Annotated in this window: 27 protein-coding genes; 5 read left to right on the forward strand and 22 right to left on the reverse strand. The window is 69.1% G+C overall.

Annotated features, from left to right (window positions below):
- Positions 1-494: 494 nt before the first annotated feature.
- From cds1 to AVR91_RS25230, 3 genes are read right to left on the reverse strand one after another with little or no spacing between them, the layout of a single operon-like run.
- The gene (cds1, locus tag AVR91_RS25220) at positions 495-1,577 is read right to left on the reverse strand and encodes an L-cysteine desulfhydrase Cds1 (protein ID WP_063272794.1); all 1,083 of its coding nucleotides are present in this window, start codon (positions 1,575-1,577) and stop codon (positions 495-497) included.
- Entirely contained in the window at positions 1,574-1,852 is a 279-nt protein-coding gene (locus tag AVR91_RS25225; protein ID WP_016330946.1) for a DUF4229 domain-containing protein, read from the reverse strand. The genes cds1 and AVR91_RS25225 overlap by 4 nt, the downstream gene beginning before the upstream one ends.
- 11 nt (positions 1,853-1,863) lie before the next feature.
- Entirely contained in the window at positions 1,864-2,337 is a 474-nt protein-coding gene (locus tag AVR91_RS25230) for an Lrp/AsnC family transcriptional regulator (RefSeq protein ID WP_016330945.1), read from the reverse strand.
- Between the two features lie 247 nt (positions 2,338-2,584).
- On the opposite strand from AVR91_RS25230, the gene AVR91_RS25235 reads away from it, so the two are divergent.
- A complete protein-coding gene (locus tag AVR91_RS25235) occupies positions 2,585-2,797 on the forward strand; it encodes a BldC family transcriptional regulator (RefSeq protein ID WP_016330944.1) in 213 nt (70 codons plus the stop codon).
- 149 nt (positions 2,798-2,946) lie between these two features.
- Positions 2,947-3,129, forward strand: a complete 183-nt coding sequence (locus tag AVR91_RS25240; RefSeq protein WP_005151794.1) for a hypothetical protein — start codon at positions 2,947-2,949, stop codon at positions 3,127-3,129.
- Positions 3,130-3,132: 3 nt separating this feature from the next.
- Here the strand turns inward: AVR91_RS25240 and AVR91_RS25245 are convergent, their stop codons facing one another.
- The 7 genes from AVR91_RS25245 to hemL all read right to left on the reverse strand — a co-directional run bounded on the left by AVR91_RS25245 (position 3,133) and on the right by hemL (position 10,501).
- The gene (locus tag AVR91_RS25245; protein ID WP_063272793.1) at positions 3,133-4,446 is read right to left on the reverse strand and encodes a MinD/ParA family ATP-binding protein; all 1,314 of its coding nucleotides are present in this window, start codon (positions 4,444-4,446) and stop codon (positions 3,133-3,135) included.
- A gap of 79 nt (positions 4,447-4,525) precedes the next feature.
- The gene (ccsB, locus tag AVR91_RS25250; RefSeq protein ID WP_063272792.1) at positions 4,526-5,497 is read right to left on the reverse strand and encodes a c-type cytochrome biogenesis protein CcsB; all 972 of its coding nucleotides are present in this window, start codon (positions 5,495-5,497) and stop codon (positions 4,526-4,528) included.
- Between the two features lie 5 nt (positions 5,498-5,502).
- Positions 5,503-7,083: a cytochrome c biogenesis protein ResB gene (resB, locus tag AVR91_RS25255; protein ID WP_063272791.1), complete on the reverse strand. Its 1,581-nt coding sequence runs from the start codon at positions 7,081-7,083 to the stop codon at positions 5,503-5,505.
- A complete protein-coding gene (locus AVR91_RS25260) occupies positions 7,080-7,853 on the reverse strand; it encodes a cytochrome c biogenesis CcdA family protein (protein ID WP_063272790.1) in 774 nt (257 codons plus the stop codon). Before AVR91_RS25260 ends, resB begins: the two co-directional genes overlap by 4 nt.
- A 136-nt stretch (positions 7,854-7,989) precedes the next feature.
- Positions 7,990-8,571, reverse strand: coding sequence for a TlpA family protein disulfide reductase (locus AVR91_RS25265; protein ID WP_063272789.1), 582 nt, complete (start codon positions 8,569-8,571; stop codon positions 7,990-7,992).
- Complete coding sequence (locus AVR91_RS25270; RefSeq protein ID WP_016330937.1) at positions 8,568-9,200, reverse strand: histidine phosphatase family protein; 633 nt, start codon at positions 9,198-9,200, stop codon at positions 8,568-8,570. The genes AVR91_RS25265 and AVR91_RS25270 overlap by 4 nt, the downstream gene beginning before the upstream one ends.
- On the reverse strand, positions 9,197-10,501 hold the full coding sequence (gene hemL, locus AVR91_RS25275; protein WP_063272788.1) for a glutamate-1-semialdehyde 2,1-aminomutase: 1,305 nt from the start codon (positions 10,499-10,501) through the stop codon (positions 9,197-9,199). The genes AVR91_RS25270 and hemL overlap by 4 nt, the downstream gene beginning before the upstream one ends.
- Before the next feature lie 122 nt (positions 10,502-10,623).
- Here hemL and AVR91_RS25280 point away from each other — a divergent pair, with 122 nt between their 5' ends.
- Positions 10,624-11,115, forward strand: coding sequence for a tryptophan-rich sensory protein (locus AVR91_RS25280; RefSeq protein ID WP_063272787.1), 492 nt, complete (start codon positions 10,624-10,626; stop codon positions 11,113-11,115).
- A gap of 340 nt (positions 11,116-11,455) precedes the next feature.
- Here AVR91_RS25280 and AVR91_RS25285 read toward each other — a convergent pair whose 3' ends face one another.
- From AVR91_RS25285 to hemB, 4 genes are read right to left on the reverse strand one after another with little or no spacing between them, the layout of a single operon-like run.
- Positions 11,456-11,830: a hypothetical protein gene (locus AVR91_RS25285; RefSeq protein ID WP_063274406.1), complete on the reverse strand. Its 375-nt coding sequence runs from the start codon at positions 11,828-11,830 to the stop codon at positions 11,456-11,458.
- Positions 11,808-12,260, reverse strand: coding sequence for a hypothetical protein (locus AVR91_RS25290; protein WP_063274405.1), 453 nt, complete (start codon positions 12,258-12,260; stop codon positions 11,808-11,810). Before AVR91_RS25290 ends, AVR91_RS25285 begins: the two co-directional genes overlap by 23 nt.
- The gene (locus tag AVR91_RS25295) at positions 12,257-12,808 is read right to left on the reverse strand and encodes a hypothetical protein (RefSeq protein ID WP_016330932.1); all 552 of its coding nucleotides are present in this window, start codon (positions 12,806-12,808) and stop codon (positions 12,257-12,259) included. The genes AVR91_RS25290 and AVR91_RS25295 overlap by 4 nt, the downstream gene beginning before the upstream one ends.
- Positions 12,809-12,818: 10 nt before the next feature.
- Positions 12,819-13,790 carry a porphobilinogen synthase gene (gene hemB, locus AVR91_RS25300; protein WP_076857424.1) on the reverse strand — a complete coding sequence of 324 codons (972 nt, stop codon included), beginning with the start codon at positions 13,788-13,790 and terminating at the stop codon, positions 12,819-12,821.
- A gap of 121 nt (positions 13,791-13,911) precedes the next feature.
- Between hemB and AVR91_RS25305 the strand changes: the two genes are divergently transcribed.
- A complete protein-coding gene (locus tag AVR91_RS25305; protein WP_063274403.1) occupies positions 13,912-15,198 on the forward strand; it encodes an Nramp family divalent metal transporter in 1,287 nt (428 codons plus the stop codon).
- Between the two features lie 157 nt (positions 15,199-15,355).
- On the opposite strand, the gene AVR91_RS25310 is transcribed toward AVR91_RS25305, so the two are convergent.
- From AVR91_RS25310 to AVR91_RS25345, 8 genes are all read right to left on the reverse strand, one after another.
- Positions 15,356-15,700, reverse strand: a complete 345-nt coding sequence (locus AVR91_RS25310; protein WP_063823141.1) for a hypothetical protein — start codon at positions 15,698-15,700, stop codon at positions 15,356-15,358.
- A gap of 147 nt (positions 15,701-15,847) precedes the next feature.
- Complete coding sequence (locus tag AVR91_RS25315) at positions 15,848-17,380, reverse strand: bifunctional uroporphyrinogen-III C-methyltransferase/uroporphyrinogen-III synthase (RefSeq protein ID WP_063274401.1); 1,533 nt, start codon at positions 17,378-17,380, stop codon at positions 15,848-15,850.
- A gap of 60 nt (positions 17,381-17,440) precedes the next feature.
- Positions 17,441-18,388 (reverse strand): hydroxymethylbilane synthase, encoded by a 948-nt coding sequence (gene hemC / locus AVR91_RS25320; RefSeq protein ID WP_016330928.1) that lies wholly within the window; start codon positions 18,386-18,388, stop codon positions 17,441-17,443.
- 7 nt (positions 18,389-18,395) lie between these two features.
- Positions 18,396-19,703, reverse strand: a complete 1,308-nt coding sequence (locus AVR91_RS25325; protein ID WP_037332986.1) for a glutamyl-tRNA reductase — start codon at positions 19,701-19,703, stop codon at positions 18,396-18,398.
- A 1-nt stretch (position 19,704) separates the two neighbouring features.
- Positions 19,705-20,532, reverse strand: coding sequence for a redox-sensing transcriptional repressor Rex (locus tag AVR91_RS25330; RefSeq protein WP_394329967.1), 828 nt, complete (start codon positions 20,530-20,532; stop codon positions 19,705-19,707).
- A 178-nt stretch (positions 20,533-20,710) separates the two neighbouring features.
- Positions 20,711-22,246, reverse strand: coding sequence for a molybdopterin-dependent oxidoreductase (locus AVR91_RS25335; RefSeq protein WP_063274399.1), 1,536 nt, complete (start codon positions 22,244-22,246; stop codon positions 20,711-20,713).
- A 57-nt stretch (positions 22,247-22,303) separates the two neighbouring features.
- Complete coding sequence (locus tag AVR91_RS25340; RefSeq protein WP_083737735.1) at positions 22,304-22,540, reverse strand: glutaredoxin family protein; 237 nt, start codon at positions 22,538-22,540, stop codon at positions 22,304-22,306.
- Positions 22,541-22,551: 11 nt separating this feature from the next.
- On the reverse strand, positions 22,552-24,036 hold the full coding sequence (locus AVR91_RS25345; protein WP_143254092.1) for an AMP-binding protein: 1,485 nt from the start codon (positions 24,034-24,036) through the stop codon (positions 22,552-22,554).
- 293 nt (positions 24,037-24,329) lie between these two features.
- On the opposite strand from AVR91_RS25345, the gene AVR91_RS25350 reads away from it, so the two are divergent.
- Entirely contained in the window at positions 24,330-25,037 is a 708-nt protein-coding gene (locus AVR91_RS25350; RefSeq protein ID WP_063274396.1) for a sigma-70 family RNA polymerase sigma factor, read from the forward strand.
- Positions 25,038-25,096 lie beyond the last annotated feature (59 nt).

Raw genomic sequence — 25,096 nt, forward strand, 5'->3', positions numbered from 1 at the left:
TTTCGGGTCGTTTGGTGTGTTCACGCTGCTGTCACGAGTGGGCTGAAGGCTCCCTTCACGGACTGGGAACATGAGGCTCGGCTTGAGCGAAGGCGTAACTCGCGTGATCAGGCACGTAACTCGCGTGATTGAAGGCCGCACTCGAGTGTTCCGCCGCTGATCACGCGAGTTCCGGCTTCGATCACGTGAGTGCGGTACCAGGTCACACACCGTCGGCCACTGGCGCACTAACCAGACCGGCCTCGTTCGGGGGATGAATGGGCCGTTCATACCTTGAGTTTTTCGCTTCGAGGCACTATCTGTTGTGGTCCAGGAACGGTGCGGTCACCACATGTAGCTCACGTGGTAGCAAAGGTCCCTTGCTCCCTTTGGTGATTCGGCGAACCTGAGGTAGACCCGCCCATCCGGCGTTGCGAAAGCCACTTTCGCAACGCTGAAGGTTGCGAAAGTGGCTTTCGCAACACCCCCGAGAAGCGCCAGCCCGGCCGAGACCCTCAGGCCTCCGGAGCGAGCTTCCCGCTCGCCAAGAACTCCCGGTACTTGTCCAGATAAGGCGCGATGTCGATGTTCTTCTGCGCCAGCCAAGCATCGTCGTAGTACGTATTCGCGTACCGCTCGCCGCCATCGCACAGCAGCGTGACGACACTGCCCGCCTGCCCCTCCGACACCATCCGCGAGATCAGCGTGAACGCGCCGAAGAGGTTCGTCCCGGTCGAGCCGCCCGCCCAGTGCCCGGTCCGCTCGCGCAGCACGCGGATGGCCGCCAGCGAAGCGGCGTCCGGCACCTGGAGCATCTCGTCGATCACGCCGGGCACGAACGACGGTTCGACGCGCGGCCGCCCGATGCCCTCGATCCGCGACGGCATGCCGGTGCTGTAGTCGAGCGCCCCGGTCTGCCAGGCGCCGAAGAACGACGAGTTCTCCGGGTCGACGACGGCGATCTTCGTGGTGTGCCGCTTGTAGCGCACGTAGCGGCCGAAGGTGGCGCTCGTGCCGCCGGTCCCGGCGCCGACGACGATCCATGTCGGCACGGGGTGCCGCTCGGACTGCATCTGCGCGTACACGGATTCGGCGATGTTGTTGTTCCCGCGCCAGTCCGTCGCGCGCTCGGCGTAGGTGAACTGGTCGAGGTAGTGGCCGTTGCACTCCGCGGCGAGCCGCTCGGCCTCCGGGTACATGTCCGGGGCGCGGTCGACGTAGTGGCATTCGCCGCCGTAGAACTCGATGAGCGCGATCTTCTCCGGCGACGTGCTGCGCGGCACCACGGTGATGAACCGCAGCCCCAGCATCCGCGCGAAGTACGCCTCCGAAACCGCGGTCGAGCCGCTGGACGCCTCGACGAGCACGGTGTCCTGCCCGATCTGGCCGTTCACCAGGCCGTACAGGAACAGCGAACGCGCGAGCCGGTGCTTGAGCGAGCCGGTCGGGTGGACGGACTCGTCCTTCAGGTAAAGATCGATGCCCCACTCGGCGGGCAACGGGAAGACGTGCAGGTGCGTGTCGGCGCTGCGGTTCGCGTCGGCCTCGATGATGCGGACGGCTTCGCGAACCCAGCTCCGGCTGTGCAGACGGCTCACGCGGCGCCGTCCGCTCGGTCGCCGCGCAGCTGGGAGCGCAGTTCGGCACGGGCGCGAGCGCGCTTTTCGTTGCGGCGGGCGAGTCCGGCGGTCACGCGCGCGTTCAGCGGGCGGAACAGCAGCAGACCCAGCGGCAGCCCCACGACCAGGCCGATCAGCAACGCGACCAGCAGCGGGACGTTGACCAGCAGCAAGCCCCCCGCGATGACCCCGACCAGGACGAACCTGGCCAGCACGTACAGCGTCAGGTCACGGGGCAGGTGATTATCGCTCACATCAACGCAGGCTACGCGTCGCCGTTGCGGCCCTCGTCCAGGCCCGCGTTGTTGGGCCGCCCTTCGAAGCGGGTGGAGAGCACGACGGTGGTGTTCGTCCGGCCGACGCCGGGGATCCGCCGCAGCCTGCCGAGCGTCTTCTCCAGATCGTCGACGGTCGCCACCCGCACCTTGACGACGAAGGCTTCGTCACCCGCGACGGCGTAGCAGCTTTCGACCTCGTCCAGTGCCCCGAGTGCCTCCGCGACGTCGTCCTCGGTCGCGGTGTCGGTGGGGTGGATGCCGACCAGCGCCGTCACCCCGAGTCCGACCGTGTTGGGGTCGACCATGGCGTGGTAACCGGTGATCACGCCGGCGGCTTCGAGCTTGCCGACCCGCTCGTGCACTGATGAAGCCGAGAGCCCGACAGACCGGCCGAGGTCGGCGTAGGTAGCCCGCCCGTTCTCCCGCAATGCCGCGATGATCTTCCGATCCACCTGGTCCACCGCTACACCTTAGGTGCCACGCCCCGATTCGCGAGATCAGGGCGCGTTTTCATACATCCGTGACAAGACCGGGCCTCGATCCACGCATGTCGCGGTTGTCGGTTTTGACCTTTAAGGGCTCTTTACCTATGGACAACCGTTCGAGTACCTGACGGGTGAGATGCAACGATTGCCGTGTTGGCTACCCGGCACGACGGGCATCGGACCCGCCTCCGGTTTAGCACCGAAACCGTGAAGGAGGCGGAAAATGACCGCGACCATGGGCGGAAGGTTGCTCACCCCCGGCGAAGTGGCGGCCCTGTTCCGGGTCGACCCCAAGACCGTGACCCGCTGGGCGACCGCGGGCCGGATCGGCTCGATCCGCACTCCCGGCGGGCACCGCCGGTTCCGTGAGGCCGAGGTGAACGAGCTCCTCGCCGAGCTGACCACCGACGCCAGCGAGCCCACTCGCAAGGTCTGACCAGGCATTTCCCCTAAAAAGGACTCCAGTGACGAAGGGCTCGTAACCGCCCTTCGTCACATTGGGGTATCCATGAGTCCCCCCGCGCGCGGCAAAGAGGCTAGCCTCGTGGGACTGAGCAACGTCCTCCACGCGGAAAGGGACCGAGCATGATCTATCTGCTCGCGGCCATCGGAGCGCTCACCGTCGCCGTGGTGTTGTGGCGCGCGTTCGGGATCGAGCGTGTCGGGGTGCCCTCGTCGCGACCGACACTGGCCCCGGACGACGACCCCGACTTCCTGCGCAAGCTCGGTGAGCAGCAGCGCAAAGGTAAAGACGAGGACAAAGAGTAAAGACTAGGGCTGGATCGGCTGGTACTGCTGGCCGCCGAAGCCGTCCGCGACGGTGGCCGCCAGTTCCAGCAACGCCAGCCGCGTGTCCTCGCCGAGCCGGTCCAGTTCGATCTCCGCGCCCTCTTCCAGGTGCGGGTCGAACGGGATGCGGCACACCGAACGGACACGCGCGCCGAAATGCGCGGAGAGCTTGTCGAGATCGACCGAGCCGCCCTTCGGCCGCACCGAGTTGATCACCGCGACGGACCGTTTGACCAGGTCGCCGTAGCCGTGCGCCTCCAGCCAGTCGAGCGTGGCCGACGCACTGCGCGCCCCGTCGACGGAGCCGGACGAGACCACCACGAGCGCGTCCGCGACGTCCAGGACGCCCTTCATCGCCGAGTGCATCAAACCGGTCCCGCAGTCGGTGAGCACGATGTTGTAGAAGTGCTCCAGCAGGTTGACCGTGCGCCGGTAGTCGTCCTCGGAGAAGGCCTCCGAAACCGCCGGGTCCTGCTCGCTCGCGAGGATCTCCAGCCTGCTCCCGCCCTGCGACGTGTACGAGCGGACGTCGCTGTACCTGGTGATCTTGTCCGCGTCCCGCAGCAGATGCCGCACGGTCGCCGTGGTCTCGATCGGGATCTTCTGCGACAGCGTGCCGCGGTCCGGGTTCGCGTCGACGGCGACCACCCGGTCCCCGCGCAGCGACGCGAACGTCGAGCCCAGCGTGGTCGTCGTGGTGGTCTTGCCGACGCCGCCCTTGAGGCTCAGCATCGCGATCTTGTAGCACCCGCGCAGCGGCTGGTTGATCTGCGCGATCAGTTCGCGTTTGCGCGTGTCCTTGGGGCTCTCCCCCGGGTTGACGAGCTTTCCGGTGCCCACGTAGAGCGCCTTGCGCCAGCCCGACTGCGGCTTGCGCTTCTGCGGCTTCACCAGGCTCGCGGTGGCGAGTTCGTCCGGGAGCGCGTGCCTGCCCTGCGGCTGCGGAAGCCCCGGCACCGCCTGCTGCTGCGGCGGCGGCGCGTACTGCTGCTGAGGCGGCGGGTACTGGGCAGCCTGCTGCGGCTGAGGGTGCAACGGCGGCAGGTTCTGGTCGTAGGGCTGCTGATACTGCTGCCCTTGCGAAGGCTGCGGCAGCGGCGGAGCGGGCTGCTGCTGCGGGTACTGGCCCTGCTGCGGGTACTGCGGCTGGACGACCTGGGTCGGCTCGGCCTCGAAACCACTCGCGGCCGGATGCGGCGCCGAGTCCGTCCTGTCCTCGGAGAACATCTCCGAGGGCTGGGCGCTCTCGGTCGGTTCGGGGTGGCCAGGAGCCGATTCTTCGCTGGGTCCGGTCACCGCTGAATTCCTCCTCCGCGCACGTCTTCCCCCATTACCTCAGTATTGACGGTAGCCGGGTCGCGCGCAGCGGCGACGGTCAGCCCCCGGCGTAGGAGTGCAGCCCCGACGTCACCAGGTTCACGAAGAACATGTTGAAGATCGTCGCGGAGAAGCCGACGATGTTGATGATCGCGGCCCGCTTCCCGCGCCAGCCCGCGGTGGCACGGGAGTGGAGGTACGCCGCGTAGACGACCCACGCCACGAAGGCGACGGTCTCCTTCGGGTCCCAGCCCCAGAACCGGCCCCACGCCGCCTCGGCCCACACCGCGCCGCAGAGCACGCCGAAGGTGAAGATCGGGAAGGCGAAGATGGTGGTGCGGTAGGCGATGCGGTCGAGCACGTCCGCGGCGGGCAGCTTCGGGGCGAACTTGGCGAACTTCGCCGGGTTGTCGTCGTGCGCGGCGCGGAAGAGGTAAAGGACGCTCGCGACGCCGGGCACCAGGAAGACGCCCGAGCCGATGATCGCCGCGGAGACGTGGATGATCAGCCAGTACGACTGGAGCGCGGGCTGCACCGGCGCGGCCGTCGTGTACAGCATCGTGCCGTTGACGAACATCAGGATCACGACCGGCAGCAGCAGGAAGCCGGTGAGGTGGCGGACCGGGAACTTCCGCATGATGACGAGCCAGGTCACGACGGCGATGAAGGTCGTGGCCATGCCGTATTCGTAGAGGTTGCCCCACGGCGCGCGGTGCACGGCGAATCCGCGCAGCACGATCGCGGCCAGGTGCAGCAGCGCGGCGAGCACCAGCAGCGCGGCGCCCATACGGCCGATGCGCTCGGGGCGGCCGACCTCGCGCGGCGTCTCGACGGGCGTCCCGTAGGCAGGCGGCGGACCGCCCGCGCCGACCAGTTCGCGGGCCTTCTGCTTGCTGCGTTCCGCCGCGAGACGGCCCTTCGCGCCGAAGCCCTGCTCGATGAGGGCGAACATCAGCGCGAGGACGTAGATCGCCGCCGCGGTGGTGTAGGAGTAGTCGCTGTACTGGGACAGCGTCTCGTTGATCGGCATGACCTCTAGTTGCCTCTCTGCCCCTGGACCAGCTTGTCGCTGATCCGCTGGAACTCTTCGCCGTAGCCCGCCTGATCGGTGCGCGCCAGCCCGGCGACCTCGATCACGGTACCCGTCTCACCTTCACGCGCCGGGGTCACCCGCACCCACACCCGGCGCCGTTTGACCAGCAGTGATCCCGCCAGCCCGATCAGCATCGCGACCGCGCAGACCAGCACCCAGCCCTGCACGGGGTCGTGCGAGACCTGGATGGCGACCCATTCCTGGACACCGTCGAAGCGGACCTTCGTGCCGTCGTCCAGCACGGTCTCCTGACCCTGGTCCAGGTTCTGCCGGGTGAGCTTCTTGAGCCTGCCGTCCGCGACGAGCGACTGGTCGATCTGGAAGATCGACTGCCCGCGGCCCGCGTCGAGGCCGAGGTCGCCGCGGTAGATGTCGACGGCCACCGCCGGCTTGTTCGCCTCGGGCCGCGACGACGTGAGCACGTTGCCGTGCAGGAACGCGGTCGGGGCGAGCAGACCGGTGATCGCGAGCTGCCGGGTGCGGCGTTCGATCGGGTCGGCGATGCCCGGCTGGTCGATCTTGGTCGCGCCTTCGGAGAGCTTCGTCGGCTCGTCGGCGGGACGCCACGGCGTGATGTTGGTGCGCACGGTGCCGTCGGGGAAGGTCACCGTGAACTTCGGGGAGTAACCGAAGTTCAGCAGGTAGACGCGGTCGCCCGCGGTACGCAGCGGCGAGTTGACCTCGAGCCCGTACGGCTTCCACGCGCCGGTCTGCAGGTCTTCGCCGGACTGGTACTCCATGTTGGAGTGGTAGTAGTTCGCCTGCCCGTTCTCGGTGTAGCGCGCCTCGAAGTCCTTCAGGCGGATGCAGAACCCGTTGAGGTCGGTGCCGTCGACGCGCAGCCCGGCGTTGAAGGTGTCGTAGCCGAGGATGCCGGAGTTGCACCACGGGCTGCCGTCGGCTTGGACGATGACCTGGCCTTCGTAACCGAACATCTTGCCCAGCGCGAAGAAGATGATCAGGCCGAGCATGCCGAAGTGGAAGACGAGGTTGCCGGTCTCGCGGAGGTATCCGCGTTCGGCGGAGATGCTTCGGCTTCCGTCGGCCTCTTCGCGTTCGACGCGGCGCCAGCCTTTGAGCAGCGTGTGCGTGTCCGTCATGACCGTCTCGGGCGTCCGGTCGGTCGTGGTGGACACGTGATGCGGCATCCGCGAGAGCTTGCGCGGCGTGAGCACCGGCTTCGCGCGCATCGCCTTCGCGTACTCGAAGCTGCGCGGCGCGAGACAGCCGATGAGCGAGACCATCAGCAGGATGTAGATCGCCGAGAACCAGACGCTGCCGTAGACCTCGAAGAACTGCAAGCGGTCGAGCAGTTCGCCCCACCAGCCGTGCGCGGCGATGTACTCGTCGGTCTTGGCGACGTTGAGGTTCCGTTGCGGCAGCAGGGCGCCGGGCATCGCGGCGAGCGCGAGCAGGAACAGCAGCACCAGTGCGGTGCGCATCGACGTCAGACCGCGCCAGGTGTTGCGCAGGAAGGCGAGGACGCGCTTCAACGGCGTCTGACGGTATTCGGTGGTGGTCACAAGGGCAGCCTGATGTCGGTCACGAGGGTGTTCCTGATCCAGCCGGTCATGTCGCCCCACAGCCCGGTCACCAGCAGGACGCCGACGACCAGCAGCAGGACGCCGCCGAAGACCTGCACCTGACGGCCGTGGCGGCGCAGCCAGTCGGTGGCGCGGACGGCCCAGCGGGCGCCGAACGCGATGAGGAGGAACGGCAGGCCGAGGCCGAGGCAGTAGACCAGGATCAGCACGTAGCCACGCGCCGCCGCGCCGCCGGTGGCGCTGGCCATGGACATCACCGCGGACAGCGTCGGCCCGATGCACGGCGTCCAGCCGAGCCCGAACACCGCCCCGAGCACCGGCGCGCCCCACAGTCCGCCGCGCGGCACGTGATGCGAACGGAACTCGCGCTGCAGCCCCGGGATCCAGCCGAGGAAGACCAGCGCCATCGCGATCGTCAGCACGCCGCCGAGGCGCTGGATGAGGTCCATGTTGAGCGCGACGACGTCGGCGATCCACACCAGCGTCCCCAGCGTCACCACGAAGACGACGGTGAACCCGAGCACGAACAGCGCCGCCGCGCCGACGACGGCGTAACGGCCCTTCTTGCGCTCCTCGTCGGCGCTGACCGCGGGGGCGTCCGCGCCGACCAGCGCAGCCAGGTACGCGAGATACCCGGGCACCAGCGGCACGACGCACGGCGACGCGAAGGAGATCGTCCCGGCCAGCAGCGCCACACCCGCCGCGAGCAGCAGTGGCCCGGAGAGCGCCAGCTCGGTAACACCGTTCACGCAAAGGAGCGTAGGCAGTGTGGTCGGAGTGAAAGCGCCGGGGCTGGCCCAACGGGACCTACGTCGCACCCGGTCAGGACCTTGGTCCCGGTGGGCGGATCGCGTTTAGCGGGCTAAACGCGATCCGCGCGTTGGGTCAGGCGGGTTCGGCGGCCAGGCGCTGCACGACCGGCAGCAGGTCCGACGCCAGCAGTTCCCGCAGGAACACGGCCGCGACGCGGTGCTGCTTGTCCAGCACGATCGTCGACGGGATGATGTTGCGCGGATAACCCGAGAGCTGCAGCAGCGTCCGCCCCGACGGGTCGTAGATCGACGGATACGTCAGCTTCCGGTCCCGCATGAAGTCCTGCGCGGGCGCCCGGTCGTTGTCCCGCAGGTCGATGCCGACCACCTGGACGCCGGACGCCTTGGTCTGGTCGTAGACCTTCTGCATCTCCGGCGCCTCGACCCGGCACGGCCCGCACCACTGGCCCCACAGGTTCAGCACGATGACCTTGCCGGGGAAGTCCGCGATCGAGAGCTGTTTGCCCTCGTTCATCAGGTCGTCGCCGGACAGCGTCGGCGACGGCTGGCGCTCCGCGACGTCGTAGGTGATGTCGACCTTCCCGCCCGGCGAAACGAAGTTGAACGAGCCGCCGGTGACGACGGCGTCCTTGCCGGTGGTGCAGCCGGTGACGACGAGCATCAGCACCGCCATGGCGGCCAGCGCGCGCTTCATGCGCCGGTCACCTTCGGGTCGGTCGTGCCCGCGGGTTCGCTGTAGACGATCCGCACGAGTTCCTCACCCTCGAAGACCAGGCTGGTCAGCGAAGCGAGCGAACACTGCCTGTTACGCGGGTCGTGCCAGAGCCGCTTCGCCTCCAGGAACCGCCGCACGGTCCAGATCGGCAGCTGGTGCGAGACGCACAAAGCCTCGTGGCCCTCGGCCGCCCGCCGCGCGCGGTGGATCGCGCCGAGCATGCGGTGCGCGATCTCGACGTACGGCTCACCCCACGACGGCCGGAACGGGTTGACCAGCTTCGGCCAGTGCTTCGGCTCGCGAAGCGCGCCATCACCGACGGCGACCCGCTCGCCCTCGAACTGGTTGTCCGCCTCGATGAGCCGCTCGTCGGTCTCGACGTCGAGCCGGTGCGCGGCGGCGATCGGCGCGGCGGTCTCCTGCGCGCGCTGAAGCGGCGAAGCGACGACGTGCGTGATGTCGTGCGTCGCGACCGCTTCGGCGACCGTCAGCGCCTGACGCTGTCCGCGGTCGGAGAGCTTGAAGCCGGGCAGGCGGCCGTACAGGATCTTGTCCGGGTTGTGCACCTCGCCGTGGCGGAGCAGGTGCACGATCGTCGTCGCGCTCACGCCTGGACCGCCTCGGCGGCGGCGCGGGCGGCCACGCGAAGCGCGGACTCGATGATCTCGAACTCGGCGTCGCCCATGGCCGCGTTGACGAACCAAGCCTCGTACGCGCTCGGCGGCGCGTACACGCCGTTGTCCAGCAGCGCGTGGAAGAACGCCGGGAACCGCCAGGTCTCCGCGGCCTGCGCGCCCGGGTAGTTCGTCACCGGGTTCTCGCTGAAGAACACGCTGACGAGGTTGCCCGCGTACTGCACGGTGTGCGTGACGCCCGCCTCGGTCAGCGACCTGTCGAACAGGTCACCGAGCCGCTTCGCGTTGGCGTCGAGGGCCGCGTACACGGCGTCGTCGGCCGCGCGCAGCGTCGCGAGCCCGGTGGCGACGGCGACTGGGTTCCCGGACAGGGTTCCCGCCTGGTACACCGGTCCGCCCGGGGCCAGCTTCGCCATCACGTCGGCGCGGCCGCCGAAGGCCGCGGCGGGCAATCCGCCGGACATCACCTTGCCGAAGGTGTACAGGTCGCCGGCGACACCGTCGAGGCCGAACCAGCCCGCCTTCGAAACGCGGAACCCGGTCATCACCTCGTCCATGATCAGCAGCGCGCCGTGCTCGTGCGCGATCTCCTTGAGCCCGGCGTTGAAACCGTCGATCGGGGCGACGGCACCCATGTTGCCGGCGGCGGCTTCGGTGATGATCGCGGCGATCGAGTCCGGGTTGTCCACAAAGGACTTCCGGACCGCGTCGAGATCGTTGTAGGGCAGGACGATCGTGTCGGCCGCCTGCGCACCGGTGACACCGGGCGAGGTCGGGAGGCCGAGCGTCGCGACACCGGAGCCGGCTTCGGCGAGCAGCGCGTCGACGTGACCGTGGTAGCAGCCCGCGAACTTGATGATCTTCGACCGGCCGGTGAATCCCCTGGCCAGCCGGATCGCGCTCATCGTCGCCTCGGTGCCGGAGTTGACCAGGCGCACCCGCTCCACCGGCTCGACCCGGGCGATGATCTCTTCGGCGAGCTCGACCTCGCCGCGCGTCGGGGTGCCGAACGACAGCCCGTCGACAGCGGCTTCGCGCGCGGCGGCGACGACGTCCGGATGCGCGTGCCCGAGGATCATCGGCCCCCACGAGGAGACGAGATCGACATAGCGGGCGCCGTCCGCGTCCCAGAGATACGGCCCCTCACCGCGCACCATGAACCGCGGGGTGCCGCCGACGGAGTTGAAGGCCCGCACCGGGGAGTTCACCCCGCCCGGGATCGCGGCCTTCGCTCGTTCGAACCATGCCTTGGACTGATCGACTCCGGTAGTCACGTCCCCAGTCTCGCAAATCCCGGATGACACCCGCCGCCGAGTCCTCGCGGTTCCGGGCATGGCGTGACCAGGCCCACTAGGGTGGGAAGCACTCCCGCCGAAACCCTCGCGGAGGAATCCACGTGTCCACGGTGCCGCCACCACCGACCCACCACCGTCGCCTGCGCTGGCAGGCCTTGGCCGGATTCATCGCCGTGTCGGCGATCGTCGGCGTCGTGGCGGCGCTTGCCGTGGCCACCCGTTCCGAAACGCACAACGCGTGGCTCCGTCCTTCGTGGGCGCCGCCGGGCTGGCTCTACGGTCCGACGTGGACGGCCCTGCTCCTCCTGGTCGCCATCGCGGGCTGGTGCTACTGGCGGACCGACGGCGAGACGCGCGGCTTCGCCTTCTACGGCGTCTGCCTGCTGCTGACCCTGCTGTGGACGCCGTTGTTCTTCGCCGGCGGAGCGCACGCGCTGGCCCTGGCCGACGTAGTCGTCCTGGACTTCATGGTGCCCGTCACGATGATGGAGTTCGGGCGCCGGTCGAAGCTCGCCGCGTGGCTGCTGGTGCCGTATCTGCTGTGGTTGCTGTACTCGACCGCGGTCAACGCCGCCGTCGTCTGGCTCAACTAGTCCTTGCGCTTGAAGCGCGCCCCCCTCACAACCGGACAAACTCCGGTCGTTAGTTCGCGCCGTAGGTCTGTATCGACATCCGGCCGTTTGCGCCTGGGCCGGGCAGGTGAGGTTCCCCGAGATGACGGTGTCGTGAGTGATTTTGGTCGTTCTAACGACCAAAATCACTCACGACCCCGACAGACATTCGACTGCCGAAGCCGGGCCCTTGCGGCATTCACACAAGTCCCCTTGTCTGACGCGATGAAGGACGCTGTACCCGCGTCACATGCGGTGAAAGTCCCCTTCAGCCACCCGAGACCAGAAAAACTCACGACGCGATTCTGACTCAGGACAGCGCCTAGTCCTTGCGCTTGCGGCCCTTGGCGCGCACGGCGAGGAGGAACTGGCGGATCGCGTCCACCACGAGGATCGCGGCCAGCACGCCCAGCCCGATGGCGCCGGCGAGCGGGCCGCCGAAGTACCGCTGCGATTCGAGCGTCGTCGTTTCGCCGTAGGTGATCACGACCGGGACGACACCGGCCTTCCAGCACGCGAAGGCGCCCCACACCGCGAGCGCGGCGAGGATCAGCTCCACGGCCCCCACCACGGCGCGAAGGGGTTTGTGCAGCCGGGCCGCGGGCCTGCTGTCCTCCGGTGGCCACAGATCGGCGCCGGTCGGCTGGGGAAGGTCGATCACGGTGAGCAGTTTCTCATGACTCTGTGGTGCGAGCACGCACCAAATCCCCGAGAGCCTCGCGAAGGGCGTCTGGATCCTTCGCCCAAGCGCGCACGAAAACGCCGTCTTCGAGCTTCAAGCCGACTTCGCCGAACTTCTTGGGGATGGTCCAGCCGCCGCCGAGGACTCGCGAGCCGACCGGAGCTTCGTCTTCGAGGACTTCGGCGATCCGGGCCGCCTCCAGCGTTTCCTTGCCCTGCCGGTAGCCGTCAGATGTGACTTCGAGCGAGAGGTACCGGCGGCGCGCGTAGACCCAAGGAACGGTGATCGCCACCAGCCCTGCCGCGACCAGGATCCAGGCGAGCCAATGGACCGGTCCGCCGGTCGCCAGTTCGGCGAGCAGCCCGGCGAGAGCGAACAGCGGCGCCCACAGCAAAGCCGTCCAGCCGACGCCGGGTTCGTCGTAGCGGGGCGGCTCGGGCGTCATGGCAGCGTGCGCCCGACCTTCGGGAAATGGTCGGAGACGCTGGGCAGGTACATGAGGACCAGCGCGATCGCCACCAGCAACGTGGACACCAGCAGGAACACGTTGAGCGAACCGCGAAGGATCAGCAGCTCCACCAGCACCAGGAAGACCGCCCCCACGGTGAGGACCGTCCTGGCCGACCGCGTTCCCTCACGGGCCTTGTACGCGAACAGCGCGAACAGGACGGCGAAGGTGAGCGCACCGCCGAACAGCATCCACAGCAGGGTGTTCACGCCGGAAGCGACCTGCGCCGGATCGGCGGGCTGGCCGGGGACCGGGTTCTCCCTGATCTGCTTCAGGATGCCCTCGGTCAGTTCGTCCTTCAGCACCAGCAGGGCGATCTGCCCGGCCACCAGGACGACGCCGGCGACGATCCACAGCCAGAACGAGATCGCGACCGGCTTCGGCACCACGATCTTCGGCGGCTTCTGGCCCGGCAGGATCGGATCCGGGGACATCCCGCGCTTGCGGCGCTCGTCGTCCGTTTCGTCGGCTTTGCTGTCGCTCACGCGAGGCAGCCTAGTCCAGCCAAGCTGCGGCTTCGGCGGCCCAGTAGGTCAAAATCATGTCCGCGCCCGCGCGGCGGATCGAGGTCAGCACCTCGAGGATCGTGCGCTCGCGATCGAGCCAGCCGTTCGCCGCGGCGGCCTCGACCATCGCGTACTCACCCGAGATGTTGTACGCCGCGACGGGAACCGGCGACGCCTCGGCGGCGGCCCTGATGACGTCCAGATAGGACAGGGCGGGCTTGACCATGACCATGTCGGCGCCCTCGGCGATGTCCAGCTCGATCTCGCGCAGCGCCTCGCGCACGTTGCCCGGATCCTGCTGGTAGGTCTTCCGGTCGCCCTTCAGCTGCGAGTCGACGGCCTCGCGGAAGGGACCGTAGAACGCGCTGGCGAACTTGGCCGAGTACGCGAGGATCCCGGCGTCGGTGTGCCCGGCGCGGTCCAGCGCGCTGCGGATGACGCCGACCTGGCCGTCCATCATGCCGCTCGGGCCGAGCAGATGAGCGCCCGCTTCCACCTGCGCCAGAGCCATTTCCGCGTACACGCGCAGGGTCGCGTCGTTGTCGACACCGCCGTCGGCGTCGAGGACGCCGCAGTGGCCGTGGTCGGTGAACTCGTCGAGGCACGTGTCCGCCATCAGGACCGTCGCGTCGCCGAGCTCGGACCTCAGGTCGCGCAGGGCGACGTTGAGGATGCCGTTCGGGTCGATCGCGCCGGAGCCCTCGGCGTCCCGCGTCTTCGGGATGCCGAACAGCATCAGCCCGCCGACACCGGCGTTGACCGCCTCGACTGCGGCCTTGCGCAGCGTGTCGCGGGTGTGCTGGACGACCCCGGGCATGCTGGAGATCGGGCGGGGCGCTTCGGCGCCCTCGGCCACGAACATGGGGAGGATCAGCTGGCGTGGGCGCAGCGTCGTCTCACCGACCAGCCTGCGCATCGCCGGAGTGGTACGGAGCCTGCGGGGACGATGTTCGGGAAACACCCTCCCGACGGTACTCCCGCCCGCTTGAGAGGCGGTGAACGGCCGAACCTTTCCTAAGGAACGGTAAAGAGTCACCTTTGTCCGATTCCCGTGCGGTGTGACGTGGGTTACCTTCCACGGCATGTCGAGCTCAACGGTGACCGACCAACTGGAAGAACCGCCCGTCGGCTGGCGCGCACGGCTGCGCCAGGTCGGGCCAGGGATCATGGCCGCGGCGACCGGGGTCGGCGCGGGCGACCTCGTCGCGACGATGGTGGCCGGATCGCGTTTCGGGTACACGCTGCTGTGGGCGGTGCTCGTCGGCACGATCTTCAAACTCGCGCTGGCCGAAGCCGTCGGCCGCTGGCATCTGACCTCGGGCCGGACGATTCTGTCCGGCTGGCGGACGCTCGGGATCTGGGCGCTGATCTACTTCGGGATCTACGCGGTGATCTGGGGCTTCGTCTACGGCGCGACCGCGATGTCCGCGTCGGGGCTGCCGCTGAACGCGCTCTTCCCCGCGATCTCGGTGCGGTACTGGGCGATGATCTGCGGCCTGCTCGGCTTCGCGCTGGTGTGGTTCGGGCGCTACGCGATCATCGAGAAACTGATGACGGTGCTCGTCGGCGTCATGTTCGTGACCGTGGTCGGCACCGCGATCCTCGTCGTGCCGAACTTCGCCGAACTGTTCAAGGGCGCCGTCCCGACCCTGCCCGACGGCTCGCTCGTCTACGTCCTCGGCCTGGTCGGCGGCGTCGGCGGCACGATCACCATGGCGGCCTACGGCTACTGGACGCTCGCGAAGGGCTGGCGTTCGTCGAAGTGGCTCCCGATGATGCGTACCGACAACGCCGTCGGCTACGTGATGACCGGGATCTTCGTGATCGCGATGCTGATCGTCGGCGCGGAACTGTTGCTGGGCCAGAAGATCATCTCGGGCGACAAGGGTCTGCTGTTCCTCGGCGACACCCTCGCCGCGGATTACGGGCAGTGGGCGCGGATCCCGTTCCTCATCGGCTTCTTCGCCGTCTCGTTCACGTCGGTGATCGGCGTCTGGCACGGCGTGAGCCTGCTCTTCGCCGACTGGTGGCGCATCCTGCGGCTGCCCAAGGACGTGACGGAAAGCGTTGAGACGTATGAGAAGAAGGCCGGGGAACGCAGTGTCGCGTACCGCGGATACGTGCTGTGGCTGACCTTCCCGCCGATGGCGTTGCTGTTCCTGGACCAGCCGTTCCAGCTCACCGTGGTCTACGGCGTGCTGGGCGCGTTGTTCATGCCGTTCCTGGCGGCGACCTTGCTGGTGCTGCTGAATACGTCACGGGTGCCGCGAGAAGGGCGCTCGCGGTGGCTGTCGAACGGGCTGCTGAGCATCTGCCTGGCGATGTTCGCATACCTGGCGTACACGGAAGTCGTGAAGTTCTTCAGCTGAAGCCACGCCCGTGATCGAAGGCGGAACTCACGTGACCAGAGGCGGAACTCGCGTGATTGAAGGCGGAACTCTCGAGTGCGGCCTCCAATCACGCGAGTTACGTCCCTGATCACGCGAGTCACGCCTTCGCTCACGCCACGCCCGTGCTCCGAAGGGCTTACAGCGGAATGGACTTGCTGGCGCATCCTCCGGCCCCGCAGGCCGTCACGATCAGCTGGTCCGCATCGGCCGGCAGCCTGAACATGGCACGCTTCACGCCGTCGTCGACGACGACCCGCGTCCGCACACCCGACGGGGACACGCTGAACTCGGCGATGAGCGCCGAGGCCGGCGAACTGTCGGACACCGTGGCCACCACGCGGCCCTGATCGACGGTGCCCCGAACGCTTTGGACCGCGCAACCGGCCGGGGTGCAGACCTCGAAGGAGGTGGCGGCGGCCGCCGTACCCGGAAAGCCGAGGGCCATCGCGCCCAGAGCGGCGACGAGAACGAGAGATTTCATGATCACTCCCCAGTGATGGTCGGAATCACCGAGGCTACGACCCACCGCTTCCCGAACGACAAAGTTTCACTTAGGACCGAAAGTACGTGAAGGCCCCCTTCACTGCGCCTAGCGCAATGAAGGGGGCCTTCACGTACCAACAGATCGTCAGGAGCGGCGGGCCCGCTTCGCCTTGCGAGGCGGCGGGAGCGCGCCTTCGGCACGGAGCCGGGCGGCGTGCTCGGCGAGCGCGTCGACCAGGTGCGGGACGTCGGCCTTCTCGGGCTGGACGTCGACCCGCAGCCCGAACTCCACGGCGGTCTCCGCGGTCTTCGGGCCGATGCACGCGACCAGCGTGCGGGTGTGCGGCTTGCCGGCGATGCCGACGAGGTTCCGCACGGTCGAGGACGAGGTGAAGCAGACCGCGTCGAAACCGCCGGTCTTGATCATCTCGCGGGTCTCGGCGGGCGGCGGCGCGGCCCGGACGGTGCGGTACGCGGTCACGTCGTCGATCTCCCAGCCGCGTTCGCGCAGACCGGCCGAAAGGGTCTCGGTGGCGATGTCGGCCCGCGGCAGCAGCACGCGGTCGACCGGGTCGAGGACGTCGTCGTACGGCGGGAACTCGGCGAGGAGACCTTCCGAGGACTGCTCGCCCTCCGGGACCAGCTCGGGGATGATGCCGAACGAGCGCACCTTCGCGGCGGTCGATTCGCCGACGCAGGCGATCTTCACGCCGGAGAAGGCGCGGGCGTCGAGGCCGAACTCCTCGAACTTCTCCCACACCGCGCGGACGGCGTTGGTCGAGGTGAAGACGATCCACTGGTAGCGGCCGTCGACGAGCCCCTTGACCGAACGCTCCATCTGGGCGGGGCTGCGCGGCGGCTCGACCGAGATGGTCGGGACCTCGTGCGAGGTGGCGCCGTGGCCGCGAAGCCGCTCCGCCATCTCACCGGCCTGCTCCTTGGTGCGCGGCACCAGGACCTTCCAGCCGTACAGCGCGCGCGACTCCCACCACGACAGCTTCGAGCGCTGGCCGACGGCCTGGCCGATGGTCACGATGAGCGGGCCGACGAGCTCGCCCGCCTCGTTCGCGACGGTGGCGAGCGTGGTGTCGAGGGTGCGCTGGGTGTTGATGGTGCCGTTGGAGGTCACCGCGACCGGGGTGGTCGGCGCCAGTCCGTGCTCGGTCAGCGCGGACGCGGCCTCGGCCAGGTGCGCCGACGTCGCGTGCAGCACGATCGGGCCCGGGGTGGCGGCCAGCGCGGCCCATTCGACGTCGCCGCGGACGTCGACCTCGGTGTGCGTGCCACCGAGCGCGACACCGGCGTACGCCGGGACGGCCGCGCCGGGCGAGACACCCGGGATGATGTCGAACACGGCGCTGGTCCGGGAAACGGCCTGCACCTCGGCGACGACGGCGGGCTGGGTCAGCGGGTCACCGGCGATGAGCCGGAGCACCAGCCGTCCGGCCTTGGCCTCGTTCACCAGGTCCTTGGCGACCTCGGTGGCCTCGCCGACGGCGGGGCGCACTTCGGCGCCCTCGGCGGCGAAGGCCAGGACGCCCGAAGGGACGTCCGGGTCGGTCACCACGACCTCGGCCTTGGCGAGCAGCTCCTGAGCGCGGACGGTCAGCAGACCGGCGTCACCGGGGCCCGAGCCCACGAAGGCGACACGCCCGGTGGTCTTACGCGCGGGGGTCATCTGTGCGTTCTCCTCTTGAGCGGCCGCAGTCGAGCGCGGCCCTACCTTCAACGTTCTGACTCACTGGGCGGGGCCGGACAGTGCACCGGCCCCCAGGTCGAGCAGCTCGGCGGCCAGTGTCCGGCCGAGCTGATCGGCTTCGTGCTTGTCGGCGAGCGCGGAAGCGCGCACCATGTCGACCGCGTCCCCGTCCCCTTCGACGGCGGCGGTGCCCCGCAACGAGATCCGCTCGACGACCCGCCCTTCGGCGTCCAGGTCCTCGACGATCTCCGCCAGCGCTCCGACCGGTGCGCTGCACCCGGCTTCCAGCGCCGCGAGCAACGCGCGCTCGGCGGTCGCCACGGCACGGGTGCCTTCATCGTCCACTGTGGACCCGAGCAGGTGCTCGATGTCCACGTCACCGGTCCGGCACTCCACCGCCAGCGCACCCTGCGCGGGTGCGGGCAGCATCTGGATCGGGTCGAGGGTCTCGGTGATCTCCTCCGCCCGGCCGATCCTGGCCAGTCCGGCACGCGCCAGGATGACGGCGTCGAGCTCTCCGTCGCTCACCTTGCGCATGCGGGTGTCGATATTGCCTCGGATCGGCACGATTTCCAAACCGAGACCGAGCGCGCGCAGCTGCGCGGTCCGCCGCGGCGAGCCGGTGCCGACGGTCGAGCCGGGCGGGAGCTCGCCCAGCGTCAGCCCGTCACGGGCGATCAGCGCGTCACGCGGGTCCTCGCGGCGCGGCACGGCGGCGAGCGTGATGCCCGGCTCCGGCTTCGTCGGGAGGTCCTTGTACGAGTGCACGATGACGTCGACTTCCTCGCGCAGCAAGGCTTCGCGCAGCGCGGAAGTGAAGACGCCGACCCCGATCGTGGGAATCGGCGCGGACGACTTGTCACCGGGGGTCGTCACGGTGACGAGCTCGACCTCGGCCCCGGTGGCCCGCAGGGCGTCGGCGATGGTGCCGGTCTGCGCGAGGGCGAGTTTGCTGCCGCGCGTCCCGATGCGGATGACTCTGCTCACTGGATGATCACTCGTCTTTCGGCGTTGCGGTGGGACTCGCCACCGCTGCGGGCGCCTGCGGGTCGAGGCAGAACAGCTCGCGCAGCGCGTTGGCGTAGTCGGTGTCGGCCGTCTCGGCGGCCAGCTGCTTGACCCGCACCGTCGGCGCGTGCAGCAGCTTGTCGACCACGCGGCGGACCGTGCGGCCGACCTCCTCGCGGACCCCGGCGTCGAGGTCCGGCAGGCGATTGTCCAGCCGCAGCAGTTCGGCGTCGACCACCTCGGCCGCCCGGCGCCGCAGCGCCGTCACCGTCGGGGTGACCTCTGCGCTGCGCTGTCCGGCGAGGTACTCGCGCACCTCGTCGAGCACGATGCCGGTGGCCTTCGCGGTCTGCCGTTCGGTGGTCGGGGTGCCCGCTTCCCGCATGCGGCGCTGGATGGTTTCGAGGTCGACCACGGTGACGTCGGCCAGCGCGGCGACGTCGTGGTCGACGTCACGCGGGAGGCCGAGGTCGCAGACGACCAGCGGGCGCCCGGCACGGGCCGGGACGTGTGCGGCGGTGAAGACCGCGGCCTGCGCGCCGGTGCAGCAGACGACGACGTCCGCCTCGGCGACCGCGTCCGCGATCCCGCTCATCTGGACGGCCTTGGCGGGCACTCCCTGCTCGACGCTCGCGGCGGCGAGGCGGGCGGCCCTTGCCTCGGTGCGGTTGGCGATGGTGATCTCGCCGATCCCGGACTTGCGCAGCTGGGACGCGGTCAGCGCGCCCATCGAACCGGCGCCGATGATCAGCGCGTGCTTGCCCGCGATGTCGCCGGCCGCGGCGAGCGCCTCGGAGACCACCGACGCGCCGAGCTGGTCGAGCCCGGTCTCGGTGTGGACGCGTTTGCCGACGCGCAGCGTCGTCTGGATCAGCTCGTGGAGCGTGCGGCCGACGGTGCCCGCCTCCCGCGCGGTGGCGTAGGAGGAGCGGATCTGGCCGAGGATCTGCGTCTCGCCGACGACCATCGAGTCCAGCCCCGAGGTGACCGAGAACAGGTGCTCGATCGCGGCGCCCGCGTAGTGCACGTACAGCGAGTCGTAGAGGTCCGCCGGCTGCATCCCGGCCTGGCGGGCGAGCACGTCGGAGACGTCGTTCAGGCCGCCGTGGAAGGTCTCGACGACGGCGTAGACCTCGATGCGGTTGCAGGTCGAGACGAGGATCGCCTCGCTGACGTGCTCGGCCTGCTGCAGCTCGTGGAGCACCTTGGTCACGTCGGTCGCGGGGACCGCGACGCGCTCCAGGGTGTTCAGCTCGGCGCTGCGGTGCGAGAGCCCGACCGCCAACACGCTCATTTCAGCGCACCACCATTCCGTTGCCGTGGCCGTTCACGCTGCCATTGTCGGCGCCCCCGGGGCCACCGTCTGCTCCGCCGTTGCCGTTAGCGGCCAGATCGGCGCGACGAGCGACGTGGAATGACAGGATCTGCAGCTCGACGGCGAGATCGACCTTGCGAACCTCGATATGTGCCGGAACCTGCAGCACCACCGGGGCGAAATTCAGGATGCACTGCACCCCACCTGCGACGAGCCGGTCGCAGACCGACTGCGCGGCGGTGGGCGGGGTGGCGATGACGCCGATGGAGATCTGCCGTTCGGCGCAGACTTTGGGGATCTCGTCGAGATGCGAGACCGGGAGGCCGCCGACCGGGACGCCGACCAGATCGGGGTCGAGGTCGAACAGCGCCTCGACCGGGAAACCGCGGCCAGGGAACCCGCCGTAGTTGGCCAGCGCGTGCCCGAGGTTACCGATCCCGACCACGGCGACCTTGTGCTTGCGGGTCAGGCCGAGGATGCGCTCGATCTGGCTGACCAGCACCTGGACGTCGTAGCCGACGCCGCGGGTGCCGTACGAGCCGAGGTAGGACAGGTCCTTGCGCAGTTTCGCGGAGTTGACGCCCGCGGCCTGCGAGAGCTCCTCGCTGGAGATCGTCGTCGCGCCCTGCTCGGCCAGCCCGGAGAGGACACGGAGGTAGACGGCGAGGCGGGCGACGGCGGCTTCGGGGATCGACTTCGCGCGGACGGCTTCCGGTTCGGAGGTGGCCTCGACGGCCGGCATCTCCGCGGTGGGCGCGTTGTCGGCGTCCGGTGTCACCCGGGTGCGCCGGCCTCGTTGCGACACCACGCTTGTCCGCTCCCTCTGGTCCCTGCTGACGACATGAATCGCCCGAACCTGGAAATCGGCTCTTGACCCGCCGCGCTGAGTCCGGTTCGATGCCGGGCGCTTTCGGAGGCGACGTATCTACGGTAGCCACTTGTGAACGCAGGCACAAAGTCACAGGTGAACGCTGTGGTCAGTCTCTCTAGCGGGCGTTGACCGTCACCTTGTGCCAGCCCGTGGCGCCGTCCGGGACCGTTCCGGCGATCTCCTGGGTCTGCGTGTAGCCCGACTGGTCCGTCGCCCGCACGGCGATCTCGTGCTGACCAGCGGCGACGTCGACCTCGGTCCACCACATCCGCCAGGTGTCCTTCGACGTCTCCGCCGACAGCACGGCTTCCTTCCACGGCCCCTGGTCGACCCGGACCTCCACCTTCGCGACGCCGGTGTGCTGCGCCCACGCGGTCCCGGACACCACGACCTTGCCCGCGTTCACCGCCGAGCCGGGCGCGTCGATCCGCGACTGCGTCTTCACCGGCGCTTCCCTGGCCCAGCCGCGGCCGAGCCAGTACGCCTGGCGCTCGTCCCAGGTGGTGATCTCCAGCTCGGTCACCCATTTCGTGGCGGAGACGTAGCCGTAGAGCCCGGGGATCACGATCCGCGCGGGGAAACCGTGCTCGATCGGGAGCGGTTCGCCGTCCATGCCGAGGGCGAGCATCGCGCCACGTCGCGGATCCAGGGCGGCTTCGACCGGGGTTCCGCAGGTCCAGCCGTCGACGCTGGTCGCGAACATCTGCTCGGCGCCGGGTTTCACGCCCGCCTCGTTCAGCAGATCCCGGAGGTCGATGCCGATCCAGCGCGCGTTGGAGATGTACGGGCCGCCGACCTCGTTGGAGACGCAGCACAGGGTGACGTCGCGTTCGATCAGCGGCCGCGAGCGGAGATCTTCATACCGATAGGTGACTTCGCGGTCGACCATCCCGCGGATCTGGAGGCTCCAGTCCTCGGTGCGGACCTGCGGGACCACCAGCGCCGTGTCGATCCGATAGAAATCCTTCGAAGGAGTGAGATACGGCGGGGTGCCGAGTTTCGCGAAATCCGCGTCGGGCGGGATCGGCGGCGCGGTCCTCGCCGCGACGAGCCTGCCGACGGCGGCCCGCGACTCCTCCGCGTTCTTCCTGGTCCCGACGATCTGGCCGGTCAGCGCGGCGACGCCGGCCCCCGCCGCGACGGACGCGCCGGTGATCAGCACCTTCCGCCGGTCCGGGCCTTCGCCTTCACGCTCGTCGAAGAACACCTTCGGGCGGAAGAACGAATGCAGCCGCGTGAACACGATCAGCGCGACGACGGTGGCGACCACCGGCGCCAGCAGCGCGATCTGCCCGAGGTCGGTGCGGACGAAGACCGCGGCGACACCGGCCGCGCCGAGCACACCGACGATCACCTGACCCGGCAGCGGCGTCCGGCGCGAGAGCTGCCCGGCGAGCAGCGCGAACAGCACCAGCACGACGGCCAGGCCGATCTTCAGGACGGGCTTGTCCCAGGTCTCCAGCGTCTGCTCGGCCCAGGCGACGACCGCGTGCGGGCTGTGGTCGATGACGAAGTTCGCGACGGCGACGAACGGCGAAGCCGTGTACCCGACGAATCCCGCGACGAGGTGCCCTACGCCGAGTGCGGCCACCAGGGACAGGAGACCGGTCAGCGCGGCTTGCGGGAAGGTGAGCCTGCGTTCGTCGTCCACGACTCCATCTTCGTCACAGTTGGGCTCGAAGGTCGGCCGATCGCCCTTACGAGACTGTTACGCCAGTGCTTTCCGGAGCCTGTCCTCTTCGACGCGCCAGTAGCCGTGCTCGGCGTCGTCGACGAGGATCACCGGGACGCGGTCGCCGTATTCGGCCCGCCATTCGGGGTCGCTGTCGACGTCCTGGGCCGACCAGTCGACGCCCAGCTCGCCGCAGATCCGCTCGATGTCCTGTTCCGCGACCTCGCACAGGTGGCAACCCGTGCGGGTCATGACGGTCACGTGGTGCGCCATGCGTCCCATCCTTACCTGAGGCGCATCCTGCGCAGCTTTCCGGTGGCCGAATGCGGGAGCGACTCGGCGAACTCGACGGTGTGCGGCACCTTGTACCCGGCCAGGTGCTCGGCGCAGTGCTCGACGACCTGCTGTTCCGAGAGCGACGCGCCGGGCGCGGGGACGACGACGGCCTTCACCGCCTCACCGGTCCGCTCGTCGACGACGCCGACGACGCCGGCCTCGACGACCTCGTCCAGCATCGAGATCACGTTCTCGACCTCGTGCGGGAAGACGTTGAAACCGTTCACGATGATCAGGTCGTTGGCGCGGTCCACCAGGTGCAGGTCGCCGTCGGTGTCGAGGTAGCCGACGTCGCCGGTGCGGAACCAGCCGTCCTCGTCGGGACCGTGCGAGCCGTCGGGCCAGTAGCCGGAGAACAGGTTCGCGCCGCGGATCGACACCAGGCCGGTGCCGCCGTCCTCGTCGAAGGCGTCGCCGAGGTCGTCCGGGTCCAGCGGGACCGGCTCCGCGTCGCCGTCGCTGTCGACCAGCCGGAGCTCGACGCCGGGCAGCGGCCGTCCGACCGAACCGGGCTTCGGGTAGCCGGTGACCAGGGTCGTGGTGACCACGGGCGCGCATTCGGTGAGGCCGTAGCCCTCGTAGACGTCGAGTCCGGTGGCGCCGCGGAGGGCGGTGAGGATCTTGGGGTGCAGCGGTGCCGCGCCCGAGGTCATCCGCCGGACGGTGGACAGGCCCTGCCCGAGTTCCTCGGGGTCCATCGCGGCGAATTCGGCGTACATCGCGGGTACGCCGGCGATCGACGTCACCCGGTACTCGGTGCAGTCGGCCAGCGTGCGCTCGGCGAGGAACCGTTCGGACAGGATCGCCGTCGCGCCGACCGCCGTGGTCTGCAGCAGTCCGGGGCCGAGGCCGTAGACGTGGAACAGCGGGATGGTGATGAGCACGCGGTCGCCGTGTACGAGCGGCGCCGGGGTGATCCGGCTCAGCTGGTCGAGGTTCGCGAGCAGCGCCCGGTGCGACAGCATCACGCCGCGCGGCGGGCCGGTCGTGCCGGAGGTGTACGAGATGACCGCTATGTCCTCACCGGCGCCGGACGCGTCGACCGGTTCGGCTGCTCCATCCGAGGTAACGGGCGGTGAGAGGCTTGTCACCCCGTCGGGGAGTTCGTCGGTGGGTTCGCGTTCGAGGACGAGCCGCGCGCCGCTGTGCTCCAGCAGCCCGTTCAGCTCCGCGGCCGGCCCCTGCGGCGAGACCGGGACGACCACCGCGCCCGCCCGGAGCGCCCCGAACAGCGAGACGGCGAACGCGGCCGAAGTCGGCAGCCGCAACGCCACCCGGTCACCGCGCTCGATTCCCGCGTCGAGCAGGGCGCGGGCCAGCGCGTGGGCGGCGTTGTCGAGTTCGGACCAGGTCAGCGCGACGCCTCCGCCGGTCTCCTGGACGGCCACCTTGCCAGGCCACTGACGAGCGGCCTCGGCGAGCAAAGTGGGCACACCTGCATCGGCAACCTGCTCCGCGCTCAACTGCGAACCTCTTCCCTGGTGTGGACGGCGTTGCCAGTTTGTCATCCCGGCCACCGTCATGGGGGTCACTCGCTTTCGTCGCAGTTCCGTAACCCCGGCACCGCTACCTACTTCGCGGTAACTACACGTATGCTGCTGTGCGTCGTCGAGTGGTGTTGATCACTCGATGGTGAGAAAGGGAGTCCGGACGTGCAGATCTTGCAGGCCCACGCGGCGGTGGGACATGCGGGCCGGTGCTCCCTGTCCGGAACGGGAGGTGAACCGTGACTCTTCCCGCGCCCAATCCCGTCTCGATGCTGGCGGGCCACATCCTCCGCCGGAGCGGTTTCCCCGCGGCGGCGTCGCCCAGGCCCAAAGTCAGCGACACCGCCGAGAACGATGCCGCCGCCGAAGCCGCGAAGGCCGAAGCCTGGGAGCTGGTCAGCGCCGCACAGGGTGGCGACACCTCCGCGTTCGGGCGGCTCTACGACCGCTATGTAGACGTCGTCTACCGCTATGTCCTGTTCCGCCTCGGCGACCGGGACCTGGCCGAAGACGTCACCAGCGAGACGTTCCTCCGGGCGCTGCGCCGCATCACGTCGGTGAGCTACCAGGGACGTGACGTCGGCGCCTGGTTCGTCACCATCGCGCGCAACATCATCCTCGACCACGTGAAGTCGAGCCGGTTCCGCCTCGAGGTCGTCACCGACGAGGTCGCCGAGCCCAACGGAGCGCCGATCGGGAACGTCGGCGTGCAGGCCGTCGCGGGCCCGGAACAACAGGCCATCAGCCGCGCCACCCGCGCCGAACTGCTGCGGTGCGTCGCCGAACTCGGCGAGGACCAGCGCGAGTGCATCGTGCTGCGGTTCATGCAGGGGCTTTCGGTCGCCGAGACCGCCGCGATCATGAAGCGCAACGAGGGCGCCATCAAGGCCCTTCAGCACCGCGCGGTACGCCGTTTGGCACAACTTCTGCCCACGGGACTGCGTTAAAGTTCCATATTTGTCCCTCACCCGGCCTTGCCGTAACCCTTGGGCGTCCCCGCTCGTTT

The sequence above is a fragment of the Amycolatopsis keratiniphila subsp. keratiniphila genome (assembly GCF_001620365.2).
In the GTDB taxonomy this organism is placed as follows: Bacteria; Actinomycetota; Actinomycetes; order Mycobacteriales; family Pseudonocardiaceae; genus Amycolatopsis; species Amycolatopsis keratiniphila.